The organism is Bradyrhizobium sp. T-1 (assembly GCF_053592855.1).
The window spans coordinates 1,155,656-1,174,226 of the sequence record NZ_CM132115.1 but is presented as its reverse complement, the minus strand read 5'-3'; the positions used below and the strand labels follow the sequence as shown (position 1 = coordinate 1,174,226).

The following is an 18,571-nucleotide window of genomic DNA, read 5'->3' as shown; positions in this document are numbered from 1 at the left end:
ACGCGAGCCCGCTAAAACACTGCGAGATATTTCAGCAGCGACACGATGCCGATGATGATGACGATCACGCGCGCGATCTGCTTGGCGCGGCCGTCCATTGGCAGCATGTTGATGAGATAAAGCACGAGAATGACGACGAGAAAGGTGACGAGTACGCCGACAAGCATTGCAAGGCCCCCTTCAGGCAAATTGCTAACGAGGTCCTAACGCCCGTCTCGCGCGCCGGTTCCATTCGCGCAACCCATTGCAACTTCTAGTAAATGCGTAATTCTACCGGCGGGCAGCTGCCTAAAATTTTACCCTTTTCACTTCAGATGTCGAAACCGTTCGGTCTGCGAGGCAGGAACGGTACGTGATTGCCGATCCTGTCACGCCCTGTTTCTCGGTTTTTGCCGGGGCGTCCTGGACGTGAAATGGGAATTTGGGGGACTCCGATGCTCAATCGCCTGACCGTGTCTGCGCTGCTGAAGGCAGTGATTGCGATCACGTCGATCTGTGTGGTGATCGCGCTCTCGCTCACCGCCTACGAGTCATGGGATCGCCTCAAGACCGCCAACCGCATCTCGGAGATCGCCGACGCCTCCGCCGACCTGTTCAAGGCGATGCACAATCTGCGCACCGACCGCTCGACGACCAACCGGCTGCTCAATTCGACCGAGCCGATGGATTCCGAGATCGAGAAATATCTGCGCGCGATCCGGGACGCCGAGATGCCCGCCATGGCGCACGCACTCACGCTGCTGCCCGCGATGGACTTCCCGCAATCCGGAACGATGGTGCCGGAGCTCGCGCGTCTCTACAAGCTGCTGACCGAAGAGCAGAAGCAGTTCTGGGAGGACGTTGCCAAACCGAAGGACCAGCGTCGCGCCGGCCTGCCGAAGGAATATATGGAGACGACGCAGGGCCTGCTCGACACACTCGACAAGCTCTCAAACGTGCTGGCTGCCGCCGTCAACCACCAGGACGCCGCGATCGACCAGCTGCTGTCGATCAAGCAGAACGCCTGGCTGCTCCGCAACACCGGCGGCGAAGCCTCGCTGATCATCTCGACCGGGCTCAACGCTGGCCGTATCACGCCGGAGGCCCGCCTCGCCTATACCCAGTTCGTCGGCGGAACGACAGCGATCTGGAAGGCTCTGGAATTATCAGCTTCGGGCATGGAGCTGCCATCGGCGCTGTCGTCCGCCATGACCGCGGTCAAGACCGCCTATTTCGATCCGCAATATCTGGCTCTTCGCGATCGCCTGGTGGGTGCGCTCGCCAATGGCGAAAAGGCCGAGATGACCGCGAATCAGTGGACCCCCGTCACGGTGGGCCGCCTTTCCAGCGCCGTGGCCGTGGCCGAAGCCGCACTCGACGCCGCCAAGAACCATACGCTGGAGCAGCGCGCTGCAGCTCAACGCGCGCTGATCGTGCAGCTTGGATTGTTGGCGCTGGCCATCGCCCTTGCCGCCGGCGCGATCATGCTGGTCAACCGCCGCGTCATCACCCCGCTCAACACCATCCGCGATGCGATGCTCAAGGTCGCCTCCGGCGATCTTGCCGTCGACAGCGGCTATCTTGATCGCAAGGACGAGATCGGCGCCCTCGCCAGCGCGCTGGAGACTTTCAAGCAGCAGGCCAGCGACAAGCTCAAGATCGAAGAGCTCGAGCGCGAACGTCATGCGGGTGCCGCCACGCGCCAGCGCGCGGTCGAAGCCTATGTCGGGGAGTTCGAGAGTGCCGTGCGCAAGACGCTGGGCGAACTGAACGATGCGTCGGGGCGAATGCGCAAGACCTCGGGCGATCTCTCGGCCGTGTCGCGTCAGACCAACGACCGCGTGCAGGTTGCCGGCAAAGCCTCCGGCGACGCCTCGATGAGCGTTGATAGTGTCGCGGCGGCTGCGGAAGAGCTGTCTGCCTCGATCAACGACATCAGCCAGCAGGCCGCGCATGCCGCCGGCATCGCCAGCCGCGCCGTCAGCCAGGCGCGCGAGACCGACGGCACGGTGCAGGGCCTGGCGCAATCCGCAGGCCGCATCGGCGAAGTCGTCGGCCTGATCAACACGATCGCGGCGCAGACCAATCTGCTCGCGCTTAATGCCACGATCGAAGCCGCCCGCGCTGGTGAGGCGGGACGTGGCTTCGCCGTGGTCGCCTCCGAGGTGAAATCGCTCGCGAGCCAAACTGCGAGGGCAACCGAGGAGATCTCGGAGCAGATCGCCGACATCCAGAAGGTCGCCGGCGACGCCATCAACGCGATCCAGGCGATCGGCGGCATCATCGGCGAGGTCAACGAGGTCGCCACCGCGATCGCCGCCGCCGTGCAGGAGCAGGGCGCGGCGACGCAGGAGATCACGCGCAGCACGCAATATGCGGCGCAAGGCACCAAGAACGTCTCGGACAACATCACCGGCGTGAAAGCGGACGCAGATGCTGCAGCCGCGGCCGCCGACAATGTGAAGAGCGCCTCCGAAATGCTCGAGACCCAGAGCAACCAGCTCGGCCACGAGGTCACCGACTTCCTCGGCAAGATCCGCGCGGCGTAAGCTCCGCTGGCGCCATATCCTCGATGTCGTCCCGGCGAAGGCCCTAGGGCATGCACACATCTTTCTTGGCAGGAAGTTGCCTTGGGGGATTCCCGAATCGGCACTTTGTGTGATTCCTATTGCGACACTTCGGCTTTGGCGGAGGTGTTGGCATGCTGTCAGGCATCGATTGGACCTTGGGCCGGTTCGGGGATTGTCGTCTCGATAAAGGGGGGCGGCTCTCGTCGAACGCATGGTTGCGGGCAATACGGTCTGCCTGCGTCGGCTTTCCAAGGGAGATCGCGCGCTGGAAGTGCGGTTCAACCGCTTTCTCGGCCACGACAAGGTGACGGCGGAGCGGATTATCGAAAGCTGGAGCGAACGCACGATCACCGCGGTGGAAGGCCGCCACGTGCTGGCCATCCAGGACACCAGCGAGATCCACTTCAACACGACGCCACAACGACGGCGCGGGCTCGGAGAAATCGGCAAAGGCAATAATTATGGCGTGCTGTTGCACCCGCTGCTGGCGGTGGATGCCGACGATGGCACCTGTCTTGGGCTTTTGAGCGGACAGATATGGACGCGCCAAGGCCGCCGCACGACCTCGCACGACAATCGGGAATTATCGGACAAGGAATCGCAGCGCTGGATATCCACCGCCGTTGCGGCCAGGCCGCTGCTCACCAAGGCCTCGGCGGTGACAGTGCTGGGGGATCGCGAGAGCGATATCTTTGCCCTTTATGCCAGTTCGGCCGAGCAGCACTTCCACGTCATCGCGCGCAGTATGCATGACCGCAAGCTTGCAGACCGCAACGCTTTATATGAGGTCAGCGATGCCATGGCCGCGGCGGATCGGCGTGCGGTCCAACTGCCTGCGCGCGCCGCACGGCCGGCACGTCTGGTCCAGCTCGAACTTCGCTTTGGCACGATCGAGCTTGCCCGCCCACAGAGCAAGTTCCTGCGCCATCTGCCGAAAAGCTTGCCGCTGGCGGTGGTCGACGTGCGCGAGATCAATGCCAAAACCGGCGTCGAGCCGCTGCACTGGCGGCTTCTCACCTCTCACGACGTCGCCGGCATTGAAGACGCCTGGCGTATCGTCCAATGGTACAAGCAGCGCTGGATTATCGAGCAGTTCTTCCGCGCCCTGAAGACGCAAGGCCTTAAGCTCGAAGACAGCCAGATCGGAACCGCCGATCGCCTTCTCAAGCTGGTCGCTATAGCCGCCAAGGCCGCCGTCATCACGATCCAGCTTCTGCAAGCGCGCGGTGGCGGTCAGCAGCTCCATCGCGTTGCCTTCAACGACGGCGAAATCGGTGCGCTTGCTGCTCTCAACAAGCAACTCGAAGCCAAGAGCAAACGACTCAAGAACCCGCATCCGCCCGACAGCCTCGCCTGGGCCGCCTGGATCATCGGCCGCCTCGGCGGTTGGGATGGCTATCCATCGTCCAAACCGCCGGGCCCGATCACCTTCAAAAACGGCCTCGAATACTTCAAAGCCGCCGCAGCCGGATGGAGCCTCAGAGATACGTGCATGCCCTAGGGCGAAGGCCGGGACCCATAACCCCAGCGAGAAGTTGTCGCCCGAGCTGGCAACTCCGGGTCTTCGCCAAACTACTTCCTGCGGTGATGGGTCCCGGATCTGCGCTGCGCTTGTCCGGGACGACGGTGAAGATTGAGGCGGCGGCGAACGCTTCGCGCGAGGCTACCCCTACTCCTTCGCCACCACCGGCACCTGGCGGAACTTGGCGCGCACCGAGTCCGGCAAGGGCGAGAAGTTCATCGCGACGCCGCGGCGATCGTTGGCGTTGCGGTTGGCGACGACGAGGCCTTCGCTACCTGCAACGATATCGCCCCTGCGCAAGGTCGGATCCTCGTCGATCTTGACCTGCGCGAGCCCGACCGGATCCTTGCCGTTGCAGGTGCAACCAGCGACGATCTCACTGCGGTAGCGGAAGGCGTTGGGCAGGTCGGAATAGGATTTGCCTTTGTCCGTGGTGGCGTCGTCGATATCGCTGCCATAGACCAGTGAGGTCTCCGAGGCCGGGCAGAAGCTCTTGCAGGATTGCGCTTTGCTCTCGGCGTCCGCACCTTGCGCCGGGAAGTAGCGGCCGTCGCAGCCGCGCACGCAATAGGCCATGCCACCGCCATAGGACGCGCGCTGGCGCGGCGCGTCGTAGCGCGGCATGTCGTCGTTCGGGAACGGCATGCGGATCTCCGGCGGGGGCCGCATGCGGAAGCCACCGAACAGCGCCGAGAAGAAATCCTCCGCATGCGCCGAAGGCGTCAGCCCCAGGCCGAGGGAAGCGATCGCGACGAACGCCGCCGTTCCGCAAACCGACTTACTGATCGAACGTCTCACCATGTAACCTCACCCAACTCCTAGTCCACCGACGACGCCGAGATGTTCAGCGCCTGGCGCCCCGCGGGCAGCGGCGTCGCCGCCGGCCGCTTGCGCCAGGATTCACCGCCCTTATCGCCGCCGCGCGCCATCAGCGGCGCGTTCTTCGGCAACACCACGACCTTGGCACCGAGATTGACCCGGCTGAACAGGTCGGTGACATCCTCATTGGTGAGGCGGATGCAGCCGGAGGAGACGAACTTGCCGATCGTGGTGGGATCGTTGGTGCCGTGGATGCGGTACTCGCTCGAGCCGAGATACATTGCACGCGCACCCAGCGGATTGCCGGGCCCGCCGGCCACGAAGCGCGGCAGATAGGGCTGGCGCGCGATCATCTCTGCCGGCGGATGCCAATCCGGCCATTCCGCCTTGCGGCTGATGCTCTGCACGCCCGACCAGGTGAAGCCCTCGCGGCCGACGCCGACGCCGTAGCGCATGGCACGCCCGTTACCGAGCACGTAATAGAGATAGGTGTTGGCGGTATCGATCACGATGGTGCCGGCCGGCTCATTGCGGTCGAAGCTCACGACCTGGCGGCGGAGACGATCCGGCAACACCGCATCCTCGTCGGCGGCCTGCGGCGCTTCGCTCGCATAGCCCTGCGAATAGGCCGGATCCTGCTGATACGCCTGCGGCTGCATCGGCGCATAGCCGAGCGTTTGTGCCTGAGCCGCGCACGGCACAGTCAGCAAAGCGGTCGCGAATGCACAAGCGGTGACGACGCGCGGCGAGAAGCTGCGGCGGACTACGGAGAACGTTGTCATGTGCTGCCCCGTTGGATGTGTGCATCTGGGTGATGCTGCTGTCCCGTCAACGCGGGAGTGCCGACTCAAGTTCCGGCGCCATGTGCGTCAGCCGAGTCACAGTCAAGCGACCCCAACTTCACGAAGCCGCGATGGAACCCCGACCGTTCTCGCGCGTTTTCCCGACATTCATGGGCGCGCGGAGGCTTCCGTGCGGGAGAGATATTGTGCGCGTCCTTCCCAGTGAACGACTGATTTCCGGGCCCGACGAGGGTACCCCGCTTCCCGACAGCCACAGCGAATTGCCGCCGATAATCCGGCGCACCGAATTCGTTGCCTTTGCGCTGGCCGGCCTGCTCGTGATCGCCGTCGTCGCCGTGCTCTATGTCGCTAAAGCGTTCTTCCTGCCGGTGGTGATGGCTGTCGTCGCCGGTACCATGCTGTCACCGGCCGCAACCTTCCTGGAAAAGCGAAGGGTGCCGCGAGCTGTCGGCGCCGTGCTGATCGTGGCCGCCGTGAGCGCGATCGTCGCTTTCATCGTCGCACTTATCGCCTCACCGGTGATGGATTGGAGCTCACGCCTGCCGGACCTCGCCGGCCAGCTCAAGGGCAAGATGCACGTCTTCGACCGGCCTCTCGCGCTGTGGCAGGAGCTTCAAATCATGGTGGGCGGCTCCGAAGCGCTGCCGAGCCTCCAGCTCCCCAAGATCGAATGGGTGCAGCCGACGCTCGAATTCCTGTCGCCGACCTTTACCGAATTCCTGCTGTTCTTCGCCACCCTGATCCTGTTCATCGCGAGCTGGCGCGACCTGCGGCGCGCGTTGATCATGACGTTCGGTGAGCGCGACGCCCGGCTGCGCACGCTGCGGATCCTGAACGAGATCGAAGTCCATCTCGGCAACTATCTGCTGACGGTGACCGTCATCAATATCGGCGTGGGCATTGCCGCCGGTGTCGTTTGCGCGATTACGGGCATGCCCAATCCGGCCGGCCTCGGCGCCCTCGCGGCAACGCTCAACTTCATTCCGATCATCGGGCCGGTCGCGATGTTCCTCATATTGGCCGTCGTCGGTATTCTGGCCTTCCCGACGATCGGCGGTGGCCTCGCCGCGGCGATCGCCTTCGGCGGCATCACTTTCCTGGAAGGACATTTCGTCACGCCGACCATCATCGGCCGCAGGCTGGCGCTGAATGCGCTCGCCGTGTTCGTCGCGCTGGCCTTCTGGACCTGGCTATGGGGGCCGATGGGCGCATTCCTGTCGTCTCCGCTGCTGATCGTCGGATTGATCCTGAAGGAGCATCTCTTGCCGGAGAATTCGCCGCAGCTGCCGCAGGAGTGACGGCTGCCGCGAACGGAACTTACCGGAAGACGAGGCGTTTTCCGGCTATCTCCGCCGACAGTTTTGGAGCCCCCCGATGTCCATAACCAGTGACGAAACCGGGATGAGAGACTGGATCGACAAAGCCACCGCAGAACGCCTCGAGAAGGATGTAACAGCCGTGAAAAGCGATATCGCCGCCCTCACCGACCAGATCACCGATGCGCTCAATACGTTTGCCAACGCCACGGGCAAGCAGGCCCGGCGTGGCTACAAACAGGCGCGCGACAACATGGATTCGACGCTCGACGACTTCTCGGAGCGCGGTAGCGCAATGATGGACGCGGCACAGGATGCCTACGGGTCGCTCGAGGAGACGTTGGAAGACGCAATCACGCAGCGGCCGCTCGCGACCGTCGGTGTCGCGCTCGGCATCGGCTTCCTGATCGGTTTTGCCTGGCGCCGCTAGAGCGCGCAAAGGATTTTGAGGTCACGACGGCTATGCCGCCGTGACCGGCGGCGACGAATTGGCTTGTGGGGATCCGAGGAGCAAGACCGTGTTTCAGCGCATCATCGACGGCATCAGCACATCGACTGGCACGACCGTGCGGCTGACGTCGCTGGCGGCGGGCGCAGCGTTCGCGCTGTTCATCACCACCTGCTTCCTCTGTGCGGCGGCCTTCATCTCGGTGCTGGAGAAATACGGCCCAGTGCCGGCCTGCCTCGCGGGCGCCGGCATCTTCTTCTTGCTGACGCTCGCCGCCGCAGGGAGCTATTGGGGTTACAAGCGGGAAATTCGGACGCGCGCGCGCATCGCCGCCGAGCGCGCCGCGAAGGCGGCTCCCAGCATGCTTGCTGACCCCATGCTGATCGCAACAGGCTTGCAGATCGTGCGAGCCATCGGGGTCAAGCGGCTGCTGCCGATCCTTGCGATCGGTGGCGTCGCGCTGGGAATCATGGCAAGCCGCGTCGGCACGACGGACGAGCCTTCGGCTGAACCGGCCGAGTGAGGGCAATGCCACATTAAGAAAGTTGCGCCGCCGGCTGGACGAGCGGGCCGGTTGGAGTTCAACGGCCCGCCTCTGCGCAATAATTCATCAGGCGCGGTCAATCCACTCCGCTCACGCAAACGCTACTCGGATAGGCAGGCGGTTGCCGCTAAAAGCATCGCCCCTGATTCCAGAAGTCATTTTCCGCGATGAAACCGTCCGTCAAGGCGAACCTTGCCGCATTCCAGCACGACGCCAGGCTCTATTTGACGCTCGGCATTGCCAATTGGTCGGTCTTCGTCGACCACATCCCGAACAATGTCGTCAATCTGCTGACGCTACGCAATTTCGGTTTCAGCGGCGCGGCCGACCTGTTCGTGTTCGTGGTGGGCTATGGCGTCGCCATCATCCACGGCAGGATGACGCTGGAGCGCGGCTATATCGTCGCCGCGACCCGCATCTTCCGCCGCGTGTGGCGGCTCTATGCCGCCTATGTCGTGCTGTTCGTGCTCTACATCGACACCATCGCCTATGTCGCCTCACAATCGATGGCGCCGGAAATCATTGAGGAATACAATATCTCGGGAATTCTCGAGCACCCGCTGCGCATCCTGGTCCAGGGATTGGTGCTCCAGGAAGAGCCGCTCAACCTCGACCTTCTACAGCTGATGATTCCGCTAATGGCGTTCTTTCCGTTCGCCTTGTGGGGCCTGCTGCGACACCCGAACCTGACGCTGGCCGCATCGGTCGCGCTGTATCTCGCGGCGCGCTGGTTCGGTTGGAATTTTCACGCTTATCCTGACCGGGAATGGACGTTCAATCCGTTCTGCTGGCAGATGCTGATGGTGCTGGGCGGCTGGTTCGCCGTCACCGGCGCCTCAGGCCGCGGCTTGCGCAACCTGTCCTGGCTCCGCGCGCTCGCGGGTGCCTATCTGGTGTCGGCGATGGCCATCACCTTGATGCGCCATTCACCCGCATTGTCCGCCTATCTGCCGGACATCGTGCTCAACGGCATCACACCGACCGACAAGGAAAACCTCGCGCCCTATCGCGTGCTCCATTTCCTTGCGCTTGCCTTTATCGCAACCCATTACATTCCGGCCGGCCATCCGGGGCTGCAACTGAAGCCGCTCCAGATGGTGATCAAATGCGGCGAGGAATGGCTCGCCGTGTTCTGCGTCGGCGTATTCCTGTCCTTCGCCGGCCATCTCATCCTGATCACCGGCGCCAATCTGGTCGTGATGCAGATCGGGGTGAGCCTTGCCGGTTTCGCGGCGATGACCGCGGTGGCCTATTATATCTCCTGGTCGAAGCGGCAGGACGAGCCGGCGGCCTTGCGGCAGCGGGCTTAGAGCCCGGCTCGAAAACGCGCTCGCCAAGCCGCGCGATTCCGCTAGGCCGGGCGCCGCTCCTGCGCTATGCGAGACGGAACGGCCGCAGCGACCCGCGGCTCGTCGCTAAGGAGACCGGCTTGATCATGGCGAAAGGCACGTCTGATGCAGCCGAGGGTGCACCCCGGCGCGGCCGGCCGCGCTCGATCGAGACCACCAACGCCATCCTCGAGAGCGCCTATGCGCTGATGGCCACGACCGGCCTTGCCGCGACGACGATCGATGCGGTCGCGCGCCACTCCAACGTCTCCAAGATGACGATCTACAAATGGTGGCCGTCGCGGGAGGCGCTGCTGATCGACGCCTTTCTCCATCACGCAGCCCAAATGCTGCCGCTGCCCCCGGTGAGCGCGGGCACGCCCGCGACGCGCGCGCGCCGCCATGCCGCCGCCTATGCCGAAGCCTTGCAAAGCGAGTTCGGCAAGGTGCAGCTTGCCGTCATCTCCGAATGCATTTCCAAGACCGGCTCAGCCGAGCTGTTCTATACGCGCTATCTCCAGTTCCGGCGCGACGCGCTGGTAGAGATGATCGCGACCGGCCAGCGCGACGGCAGCATCCAGGCCGGCGGGCCGGCGGAGGATCTCTACGACGCGATCTATGGCAGCCTGTTCTATCGCTACGTCTTCGGCATCGCGCCGATCACGCCGACCTATGCGCGCAACCTGGTCGACCTGGTGTTGAGGCCGAAGAGCTGAGGCATTTAAGCAGGACGTGGCGATCCGCGTTAGGAAAGCCGCCAAATCAGCATCCGGTGCGATTTACTTCGCCGGCCTGACCGGCGCAGAAATCTTGTCCGTGCGGTCGCGTTCGGTCATGTCAACGACCGTTTCCATCGGCGCTATCAGCTCATAAACGTAGGAAACATCGGTGAAGTAGCGCTTGGCGGTGCCGCCGAGCGCCTCGGGCGCGACGCGATCGAGCAGGATCAAGCCAAAATCCGAATCCGGCCGGCGCGTCGCCTCGCTGGTGTTGAACTCCTCCCAGCGGAAATGAAACACCGTCTCCGGCTCCTCGCCCGTCACCGTCCAGTTCGCGGTGATGTGCGGATGCTTGCCGACCAGCGACAGGCCTTCGTCCGAATGCGAGGCCAGCTCGAAGAACAGCAGCGACAGGCTTTGGGCGGCACGCGCGCTGACTGCGATGTCCGGACCGCTGACGGCGATGCGATCGGCATGCGGAATGGCGCGCGCCTCGAACAGGCCTTTCAGCTTGACGCCCTGCCACTGGCTCTCACTGAGCAGGGACACCACGTTGGACATGGCGTGGATGCGACCGATCAAGAGCTCACGCGCCACATCGATGTCCGAGCCGTGGCGCAGCGTGCGCGTGACGATCGACTGGATCACCGCGAGGATGTTCTTGACGCGGTGGTTGAGCTCGTCGATGACAGCCGTCAGCCGCCGCTCGAAGCCGATCCGGACCTGGATCTCGCGGCTGAGTCTCAGATTGTTGTAGGCGACGTAGCCGAACAGGCCGCACACCATCGCCGTGATGGCGAAGCCGATCGCCGCAACGATGATCGCGGTCTGCTCGGCACGCCGCGCCGAATTGGTCTTGGCGTAATAGCCGAGCTGCCAGTCACGGCCACCAAAGCTCACGGTGCGCGTCGCTGACGGTGCAGGCCCGTCCGGCGTCGTCATGCGGGTGGAGACGACACCCTGGTCGTTGGCGACGAGCTCGCTGCCTTCCTTGCGCGGATCCTTGAGCGCGACAGAGAACAACGACAGATCGTCATTGGTCAACATCAGCGAGGCCAACTCGTACGAAAAGGTGACGAAGCCGACCGGCTCGGTCGCACCCTCGGGAATGACGGGAGCCGCGACGATGACGCCGATCGGCCCGCTGCCGCGCAAGAGCGGTATGGGGTCGGAGGCGACCGACCGCTTCTCGACCCTCGCCCGCGTCAGCATCGCGCTGCGAACCGGGTCGTCATCATAGCTGCGGCCCGGCAACGTCTTGGTCTCGTCGCTGCGCGGCTCGAGGTCCATCAGCACGTCGATCGGCTGGGTCAGGCTCGCCGGGTCGATCGGCTTGTCGTTGTAGTCGCGGATCTGCGGCTTGGGAAAGCCGGCGGCCGCAATCGCGGTCTGCGCCGCGCCGAGCTCGCGCGGTTGCAGCCGGGCGACCCAGCCAGCCACCACGAAATCTGTCTTGAAGGCGTAGATCGCCGACCGCAGCGGCTCCAGCATGTTGGGCTTCAGCACCGACGGCGCACGGAACAGGCCTGAGGCGACACGCGCCAGCAGCTCACGCTCGGTCGACCTGTCCTGGACCAGGCTCGCATGAACGTCGATCGCGCGCGCCAGCGCAATCCGGTCCAGCGCCAGCTCCTGGTCGTGGACGCGATAAGCCGCCAGCCCTGAGAGCAAGGCTCCGAGCAGAGCGATGAAGCCGATGATGAAACCCAGCCGGACCACGCGACTACTCAGGCGAACGCAGGAGGTCGGCAATAAACACGGAGCATATCAACGCCGCTCGAACGGCCATGTACCGAAACAGGGGTGGAGCCCAGTGGCAGAGATAATGACGGAGGAGGCATCTGTACGCAACTTGGGTCGCCCAAAAAGCTTAATCCGCCCGGCCGATCGTCTGGCCAATCGCGGCTTTGCCCCGGGCACCGGAGGTAGACAATCGCCATGTCCGAAATTTGTTCCGTCCGGCCCGCTTTGCCTCAGACCTTAACGGCGGAAAATGCCTGTGCTATGTCGCCGCGGCCCGTCGGGCCGCCCGTCTCAACCCGCTCGCTTCAGTCCACCTTTGGTTTCAATGAAGCCGACGATGCGGTCGAGCCCCTCGCTCTTCTTCAGATTGGTCATGACGAAGGGGCGCTCGCCGCGCATGCGTTTGGCGTCGGTGTTCATCTTCTCGAGGGACGCCCCGACATGGGGCGCGAGGTCGATCTTGTTGATGACCAGGAGGTCGGAACGGGTGATACCGGGGCCGCCCTTGGACGGAATCTTGTCGCCGGCGGCAACGTCGATGACATAGATGGTGAGGTCGGCGAGTTCCGGGGAAAAAGTGGCAGCGAGATTGTCACCGCCGGATTCGATCAGCACCAGGTCGAGGCCGGGGAATTTCGCGCGCATGTCAGCCACTGCGGCGAGATTCATCGAGGCATCCTCGCGGATCGCGGTGTGCGGGCAACCGCCGGTCTCGACGCCGGCGATGCGGTCCGGCGTCAGCGAACCCGAACGCACAAGGAATTCCGCATCCCATTTCGTATAGATGTCATTGGTGATCGCGGCGATATCGTAGCGCTCGCGCATGGTCTTGCAGAGCAGATCCATCAGCGCGGTCTTGCCCGATCCAACGGGGCCGCCGACGCCGACACGCAAGGGGCCGTGAGATTTCGACATACTCTCTCCTAATGTCGTCCCGGCGAAGGCCGGGACCCATAGCCACCGAACTCAATTGATGGGACAGGCTGTGGCTGCGTCCTGCCATAACCACACACATTTGTGGTTATGGGTTTCGGCCTTCGCCGGGACGACGAGCGGTTAGATTTCACGCCTCTCATGACCTGAACAGCCGGGTATATTGCGCCTCGTGCCGCAGGCTGGCGAGATCGGCGCGGAAGGTCGCGCCGCCGAGATCGTCCAGCGTCGCGCTCAGCGCCCGGTTGGCCGTCGCGGCGACGGCGGCTTCCAGCGACACCAGCACACGCTGGCTGTCGGTCTGCCCGAGCGGAATGAGCCGGCTTGCCGCCGAGATCCAGTTCGAGACCAGCGCGTGCAGGAAGGCGTGCAGCGTTGGCGCCAGCGGCACGCCGTGCAAGGCGGCGACGACGCCGACGGCGACGGGATAGACCATTGGCGTGCGGCACGCCGCGACCGTCGCATCCAGACCGTCCGCATCCCACGCGGCGCGGGTGATGTCGATGAAGGCGCGGCCCTGCGAGGTCGTCTCCAGTTGCCGCTCGCGCGACGGCACGAAGGCGGCAGCGAGCTCGGCGATGTCGTTCAAGGACGTGCCCTCGCCGGCATCGGCGGCACGATAGGCGTGGACCAGAAACGTCGCGTCGCAAAAGCCCGAACCGTCACCAAGCATGGCATCGAGCCAGTCGGCGAGCGTGGCAATGTCCGTGATGTCTCCGGCTTCGACCGCCCACTCGATACCGCTGGAATAAGAGAAGCCGCCGACGGGAAACGCCGGCGACAGCCACGTCATCAGCCGGTACAGCGCCGCCGCCTCGCGCTCGGCGAGGTCGCCGGCACCGACGGGCTCATTTGTGGTCGTGAGCATGCTTGTGGCCGTGGTGATGGTCGGGATGGTCGCAATGCTCATCGTGGTGATGATGATCGTGCCCATGGTCATGCGCGGCATGATGATGGTCGTGGCCGTGATGATCATGGTGATGATGGCCATGATCGTGGTGACCGTGATCATGATGTGCATGATCGTGATGCGCATGGTCATCGTGTCCATGCGCGTGGCCGGCCTCGGCGTAAGCGCCGCCTTCGGGATCGAACGGCGCCTCGATCTCGATCACCTTCGCACCGAGCCCCTTCACCATGGCTTCGATGACGTGATCCCGGCGGATACGCAGGGCTTTGGCCATGAGTTGTGTCGGCAAATGGCGATTGCCGAGGTGCCAGGCGACGCGGATGAGGTGGTGCGGGTCGCGGCCGCGGATCTCGAGCAGCGGCTCGGGCGCCGCAACCACTTCGACCAGCCTTCCGTCCTCCAGTACCAGCGCATCGCCGCCCCGGAGCGCGACGGCGTTCTCCAGGTCGAGCAAGAAGTTCAGCCCCCGCGTTCCCGTCATCGCCATGCGGCGGCGGTGCCGATCGTCGAAATCGAGCACGACCGTATCGGCCGGCGTTTCGGTGAAGCGGTGCTGTCCCTTAACCTGCGTCGCCCGGATCATGCGCTGTTACCTCGTCTCGACCTTCTCGGGCGTGATGTATTCGATCTTTGGCGGCGCCGCGAAGCATTTTACGGCGACCCGGCCGAACGTCTTCATGTGTTCGGCGGCGCGATGCGGCCCCAGCGCTTCCATGTTCTCCCACTGCTCGACGAACACCACCTTGCTGGGGTCGGTGACGCTCTCATGCAGGTCGTAGGCAATGTTGCCGGGCTCTTTCCGAGTCTCCTTGATGCAGGCAATAGCGGCCGCAATGAATTCGGCACGCGTTTCGGGCTTGATGGTCAAGGTCGCAACGACGTAGATCACGAGAAATCCTCCCGGCTTTTTCTTCTGAAGGGTTAGATACCGGGCGGGACATTAGACCAGCCGGGATCGAACGCAAAACCGGAAAAAGCCGCCCCCGAGGCATGCAATCGGGCATGCTTTGGGGACATGCGTTGAGGCGCTATTTCAGTACATGAAATATCGCTGCGCCATCGGCAGCACCTCGGCGGGCGGACAGGTCAGCAACTCGCCGTCGGCGCGCACCTCATAGGTCTCCGGATCGACCTCGATATTTGGCGTGGCGTCGTTGTGGATCATGCTCTTCTTCGAGATCTTGCTGCGGGTGTTCTGGACCGCATAGAGCTTCTTCTCGATGCCGAGCTTCCGCGCGAGACCGCCGGTAACCGCGGCCTTCGAGGTGAACACCACGGACGACGCCGTGCGCGCCTTGCCGAAGGCGCCGAACATCGGCTGATAGTGCACCGGCTGGGGCGTTGGGATCGAGGCATTGGGATCGCCCATGGGCGCCGCGACAATGGTCCCGCCCTTGACGATGCAGTCCGGCTTGACGCCGAAGAAGGCCGGCGACCACAGCACGAGATCGGCAAGCTTGCCTTTCTCCACCGAGCCGATCAGCTTTGACACGCCATGCGCGATCGCGGGGTTGATGGTGTATTTGGCGATGTAGCGCTTGACGCGGAAATTGTCGTTGTCCTTGCCCTTGTCCTGCGGCAACGACCCGCGCTGCTTCTTCATCTTGTCGGCGGTCTGCCAGGTCCGGATGATGACTTCGCCGAGGCGACCCATCGCCTGTGAGTCCGAGGACATCATCGAGAGCGCACCGAGATCGTGCAGGATGTCCTCAGCCGCGATGGTCTCCTTGCGGATGCGGCTTTCGGCGAAGGCGAGATCCTCCGCAATCGAGGGATCGAGATGGTGGCACACCATCAGCATGTCCAGATGCTCGTCGATCGTGTTGCGGGTGAAGGGGCGCGTCGGGTTGGTCGAGGACGGCAGCACGTTCTTCAGGCCGGCGACCTTGATGATGTCGGGCGCATGGCCGCCGCCGGCGCCCTCGGTGTGGAAGGCGTGAATGGTGCGACCCTTGAACGCTTTGATGGTGTCCTCGACGAAGCCGGACTCGTTCAGCGTGTCGGAATGCAGCATGACCTGGATGTCGTAATCGTCCGCCACCGACAGGCAATTGTCGATCGCGGCCGGCGTCGTGCCCCAATCCTCATGCAGCTTCAGCGCGCAGGCGCCGCCCTTGATCATCTCGATCAGCGCGGCGGGACGTGAGGCGTTGCCCTTGCCGGAGATGCCGAGATTGACCGGGAAGGCGTCGAACGACTGGATCATCCGCCCCATGTGCCAGGGACCGGGCGTGCAGGTGGTGGCAAAGGTGCCGTGCGAGGGGCCGGTGCCGCCGCCCAGCATCGAAGTCACGCCGGACATCAGCGCGTGCTCGATCTGCTGCGGGCAGATGAAATGGATGTGGCTGTCGAAGCCGCCGGCGGTGAGAATTTTTCCTTCGCCCGCGATCACATCGGTGCCGGGACCGATGATGATGGTCACACCGGGCTGGATGTCGGGATTGCCGGCCTTGCCGATCGCGGAAATCATGCCGTCCTTGATCGCGACGTCGGCTTTCACGATGCCCCAGTGATCGACGATCAGCGCATTGGTGATGACGGTGTCGGCCGCGCCCTGCTTGTTGGTCACCTGCGACTGCCCCATGCCGTCGCGGATCACTTTTCCGCCGCCAAATTTCACCTCCTCGCCATAGGTGGTGAAGTCCTTCTCGACCTCGATGATCAGATCGGTGTCGGCCAGCCGCACCTTGTCACCGGTGGTCGGGCCGAACATGTCGGCATAGACGGAACGTTTGATTTTCGTGCTCACAGTGAACTCCTTGCAAGCTTGACGGTGTCGTCGAACAGTTGGTCGAGCGTCGCGTTGCCGCCACGGCAACCCGCAACAACTTTTTCAGCCCATTCGACATAGTCGGCGAGATCTTCGCGCTCTTCCTGGCTAGGATCGGAATGAATGCGCGCACGGATGTTGCTGATCTTGTCGGCGATCTTGACCAGCTTAGCTCCGGGTGACTTTCCCGGCGCATCTACAATCTGCAACTGACGACGCGTGCTCTTCGGCAGCCGCATGTCGTCGGTTACTTCCGCCACGAGGCTCGCAACGTGTGGATTGAACTTATCCGCAAGCTCTTCCTGCGTGGTGGCCGTGTCTTCGATCGTATCGTGCAGCCGGCCCACGGCCACCAGATCGGCGTCCCGACCGCCCGTGACTGTCGCAAGCAGATTTGCCACTTCGGCCAGATGATTGACGTAAGGCTCGTCACCACGCCCCTTGCGCGCCATGCCCGCATGACGGCGCGCAGCAAGTTCTGCCGCTTCCGAGACGAGACAAATCGGCGCCATCCACATATCCCGACTTATTCCTCCGGCGACCTACAGCCCCAACAGGCTACACGCTCACAGCTTCCCCATCACGTCGCCACGGAAGCCGTAGATCGTCTTCTTCCCCGCGAGCGCGACGAGCTGGACGTCGCGAGTCTGGCCGGGTTCGAAGCGGACGGCGGTGCCGGCGGCGATGTCGAGGCGCATGCCGCGGGACTTCTTGCGGTCGAACTTCAAGGCCGGATTGGTCTCGAAGAAATGGTAGTGCGAGCCGACCTGGATCGGGCGGTCGCCGGTGTTGGCCACCGTCAGCGTCACCGTCTTGCGGCCGGCATTGAGTTCGATCTCGCCGTCCTGGATGAAGAGTTCACCGGGAATCATGTCTGTCTTCCTCCGTCATTCCGGGGCGCGCGAAGCGAGAACCCGGAATCTCGAAACTAAGAACCTCTGGATTCCAGGTTCGCCCTTTGGGCGCCCCGGAATGACGAACTCAAGCTACCTGATCGGTTCGTGCACGGTGACGAGCTTGGTGCCGTCGGGGAACGTCGCCTCGACCTGAATATCGTGGATCATCTCGGGAATGCCCGGCATCACCTGGTCGCGGGTGAGGACTTGCGCGCCGGATTGCATCAACTCGGCGACGGTCCGGCCGTCGCGCGCGCCTTCGAGGATGAAATCGGAGATGATGGCGATCGCCTCGGGATGATTCAGCTTGACGCCGCGGTCGAGCCTGCGGCGGGCCACGATGGCCGCCATCGAGATCAGAAGCTTGTCCTTTTCGCGGGGAGACAGGTTCATGAAGAATCTCTTCCGTTCAACACGTCAATTCAACCACAGCCGGGGCAGCGCGGCGCCGGTGCGCGCCAGCACGGTCATCATGTCGGCGCGCAAACGCGCCGCATCTTGGGCACAGAACCGCGCGATTGCAAAGCCATTCCACGCGGAGATCCCGACCTCGCCGGCGAAACGATCCGATGCCTCGCGAATGCGCTCGACCAGCGCCTCGCCACCGGGCACGATCAGGGCCGTGCCGATCGCAGCACCACCCTTGGCGACCGCCGCTCGCGCGAGTTTTGCGCCGATATTGCCGTCGAGCCGGATCGTCTCGGCGAAGACCAACCTGCCGCCACGGCGCAACCGCCAGCGGTCGACGAACTCGCCCTGCTCCACGCGCTCGCCCATCGCGGTGCGGCCAAATACGACGATCTCGCAGAGCAGGAGCGAGGCGGCGTCGTCGAGCTCGATGTCGAAACGGCGATGCACCCGGGCGCGGTCGAACAGGATCGTCTCCTGCGGCAGCCAGCCAAGATGCGCGCCCGCGCCGGCTTTCAGCGAGATATTGAGCTGCGCCGCGGCCCCAGGCGCGCGATAGACCTTTTCGGCGGCTGCCGTGGTCAGCGTCAGGCGCGCGGCGTCCGCGGCCGAGATCTCGACATCGAAACGATCGCCACCGGCGACACCACCGGCCGTGTTCACGAACACACCGGACAGGCCATCGTCCTCCGGCGAGGGAAAGCGCACGCGAAGCGAGCCGGACTCATGCAAAGCGCCGCGCCGCGTCACGCCCTCGCGGGCATGCACGTCGAAGCGCACCGCGCCGCGGGCGCGATTGGCGTCGAACACCGAAGATGTTGCCAAAGAGGTCACTAGGACGTCGCTGCGCATCCGTCTCCCCC

At 63.8% G+C, this 18,571-nt stretch carries 20 protein-coding genes; 7 read left to right on the top strand and 13 right to left on the bottom strand.

The features are described 5' to 3' along the window. Positions 1–11 precede the first annotated feature (11 nt). On the bottom strand, positions 12–167 hold the full coding sequence (locus tag ACWAT4_RS05630; protein ID WP_008546817.1) for a Thivi_2564 family membrane protein: 156 nt from the start codon (positions 165–167) through the stop codon (positions 12–14). Between the two features lie 267 nt (positions 168–434). Here ACWAT4_RS05630 and ACWAT4_RS05625 point away from each other — a divergent pair, with 267 nt between their 5' ends. After that, positions 435–2,528: a methyl-accepting chemotaxis protein gene (locus ACWAT4_RS05625; RefSeq protein WP_449730002.1), complete on the top strand. Its 2,094-nt coding sequence runs from the start codon at positions 435–437 to the stop codon at positions 2,526–2,528. Between the two features lie 232 nt (positions 2,529–2,760). Then, positions 2,761–4,050 (top strand): IS4 family transposase, encoded by a 1,290-nt coding sequence (locus tag ACWAT4_RS05620; protein WP_449729792.1) that lies wholly within the window; start codon positions 2,761–2,763, stop codon positions 4,048–4,050. 168 nt (positions 4,051–4,218) lie between these two features. Here ACWAT4_RS05620 and ACWAT4_RS05615 read toward each other — a convergent pair whose 3' ends face one another. Both ACWAT4_RS05615 and ACWAT4_RS05610 read right to left on the bottom strand, forming a co-directional pair. Beyond that, the gene (locus ACWAT4_RS05615; RefSeq protein WP_449730001.1) at positions 4,219–4,872 is read right to left on the bottom strand and encodes a DUF2865 domain-containing protein; all 654 of its coding nucleotides are present in this window, start codon (positions 4,870–4,872) and stop codon (positions 4,219–4,221) included. Positions 4,873–4,889: 17 nt separating this feature from the next. Further along, a complete protein-coding gene (locus ACWAT4_RS05610) occupies positions 4,890–5,672 on the bottom strand; it encodes a L,D-transpeptidase (RefSeq protein WP_212298358.1) in 783 nt (260 codons plus the stop codon). 206 nt (positions 5,673–5,878) lie between these two features. Here ACWAT4_RS05610 and ACWAT4_RS05605 point away from each other — a divergent pair, with 206 nt between their 5' ends. The 5 genes from ACWAT4_RS05605 to ACWAT4_RS05585 all read left to right on the top strand — a co-directional run bounded on the left by ACWAT4_RS05605 (position 5,879) and on the right by ACWAT4_RS05585 (position 10,045). Beyond that, entirely contained in the window at positions 5,879–6,991 is a 1,113-nt protein-coding gene (locus tag ACWAT4_RS05605) for an AI-2E family transporter (protein ID WP_212425846.1), read from the top strand. A gap of 76 nt (positions 6,992–7,067) precedes the next feature. Next, positions 7,068–7,439, top strand: coding sequence for an ElaB/YgaM/YqjD family protein (locus ACWAT4_RS05600; protein WP_212298360.1), 372 nt, complete (start codon positions 7,068–7,070; stop codon positions 7,437–7,439). A gap of 88 nt (positions 7,440–7,527) precedes the next feature. Then, complete coding sequence (locus ACWAT4_RS05595) at positions 7,528–7,980, top strand: hypothetical protein (RefSeq protein WP_212298361.1); 453 nt, start codon at positions 7,528–7,530, stop codon at positions 7,978–7,980. Between the two features lie 188 nt (positions 7,981–8,168). Next, entirely contained in the window at positions 8,169–9,311 is a 1,143-nt protein-coding gene (locus ACWAT4_RS05590) for an OpgC domain-containing protein (protein ID WP_212298362.1), read from the top strand. 125 nt (positions 9,312–9,436) lie between these two features. Further along, positions 9,437–10,045, top strand: a complete 609-nt coding sequence (locus ACWAT4_RS05585; protein ID WP_212425845.1) for a TetR/AcrR family transcriptional regulator — start codon at positions 9,437–9,439, stop codon at positions 10,043–10,045. Positions 10,046–10,108: 63 nt separating this feature from the next. On the opposite strand, the gene ACWAT4_RS05580 is transcribed toward ACWAT4_RS05585, so the two are convergent. The 10 genes from ACWAT4_RS05580 to ACWAT4_RS05535 form a co-directional block, all read right to left on the bottom strand. Then, positions 10,109–11,767 (bottom strand): CHASE domain-containing protein, encoded by a 1,659-nt coding sequence (locus ACWAT4_RS05580; protein WP_212425844.1) that lies wholly within the window; start codon positions 11,765–11,767, stop codon positions 10,109–10,111. Positions 11,768–12,082: 315 nt separating this feature from the next. Then, the gene (ureG, locus tag ACWAT4_RS05575) at positions 12,083–12,706 is read right to left on the bottom strand and encodes an urease accessory protein UreG (protein ID WP_212298364.1); all 624 of its coding nucleotides are present in this window, start codon (positions 12,704–12,706) and stop codon (positions 12,083–12,085) included. 157 nt (positions 12,707–12,863) lie between these two features. Continuing rightward, positions 12,864–13,592 (bottom strand): urease accessory protein UreF, encoded by a 729-nt coding sequence (locus ACWAT4_RS05570; protein WP_212425995.1) that lies wholly within the window; start codon positions 13,590–13,592, stop codon positions 12,864–12,866. Next, the gene (gene ureE / locus ACWAT4_RS05565; protein ID WP_212425843.1) at positions 13,573–14,217 is read right to left on the bottom strand and encodes an urease accessory protein UreE; all 645 of its coding nucleotides are present in this window, start codon (positions 14,215–14,217) and stop codon (positions 13,573–13,575) included. Before ureE ends, ACWAT4_RS05570 begins: the two co-directional genes overlap by 20 nt. A 6-nt stretch (positions 14,218–14,223) precedes the next feature. Further along, positions 14,224–14,523: a putative quinol monooxygenase gene (locus ACWAT4_RS05560; protein WP_212425842.1), complete on the bottom strand. Its 300-nt coding sequence runs from the start codon at positions 14,521–14,523 to the stop codon at positions 14,224–14,226. A 144-nt stretch (positions 14,524–14,667) separates the two neighbouring features. Beyond that, positions 14,668–16,383: an urease subunit alpha gene (ureC, locus tag ACWAT4_RS05555; protein WP_212425841.1), complete on the bottom strand. Its 1,716-nt coding sequence runs from the start codon at positions 16,381–16,383 to the stop codon at positions 14,668–14,670. Then, on the bottom strand, positions 16,380–16,922 hold the full coding sequence (locus ACWAT4_RS05550) for an HD domain-containing protein (protein WP_449730000.1): 543 nt from the start codon (positions 16,920–16,922) through the stop codon (positions 16,380–16,382). The genes ureC and ACWAT4_RS05550 overlap by 4 nt, the downstream gene beginning before the upstream one ends. 48 nt (positions 16,923–16,970) lie before the next feature. Continuing rightward, a complete protein-coding gene (locus tag ACWAT4_RS05545) occupies positions 16,971–17,276 on the bottom strand; it encodes an urease subunit beta (protein WP_092227079.1) in 306 nt (101 codons plus the stop codon). A gap of 114 nt (positions 17,277–17,390) precedes the next feature. Next, positions 17,391–17,693 (bottom strand): urease subunit gamma, encoded by a 303-nt coding sequence (locus ACWAT4_RS05540; RefSeq protein WP_007605424.1) that lies wholly within the window; start codon positions 17,691–17,693, stop codon positions 17,391–17,393. 24 nt (positions 17,694–17,717) lie between these two features. Then, positions 17,718–18,560, bottom strand: coding sequence for an urease accessory protein UreD (locus tag ACWAT4_RS05535; RefSeq protein WP_212425838.1), 843 nt, complete (start codon positions 18,558–18,560; stop codon positions 17,718–17,720). Positions 18,561–18,571: the final 11 nt, after the last annotated feature.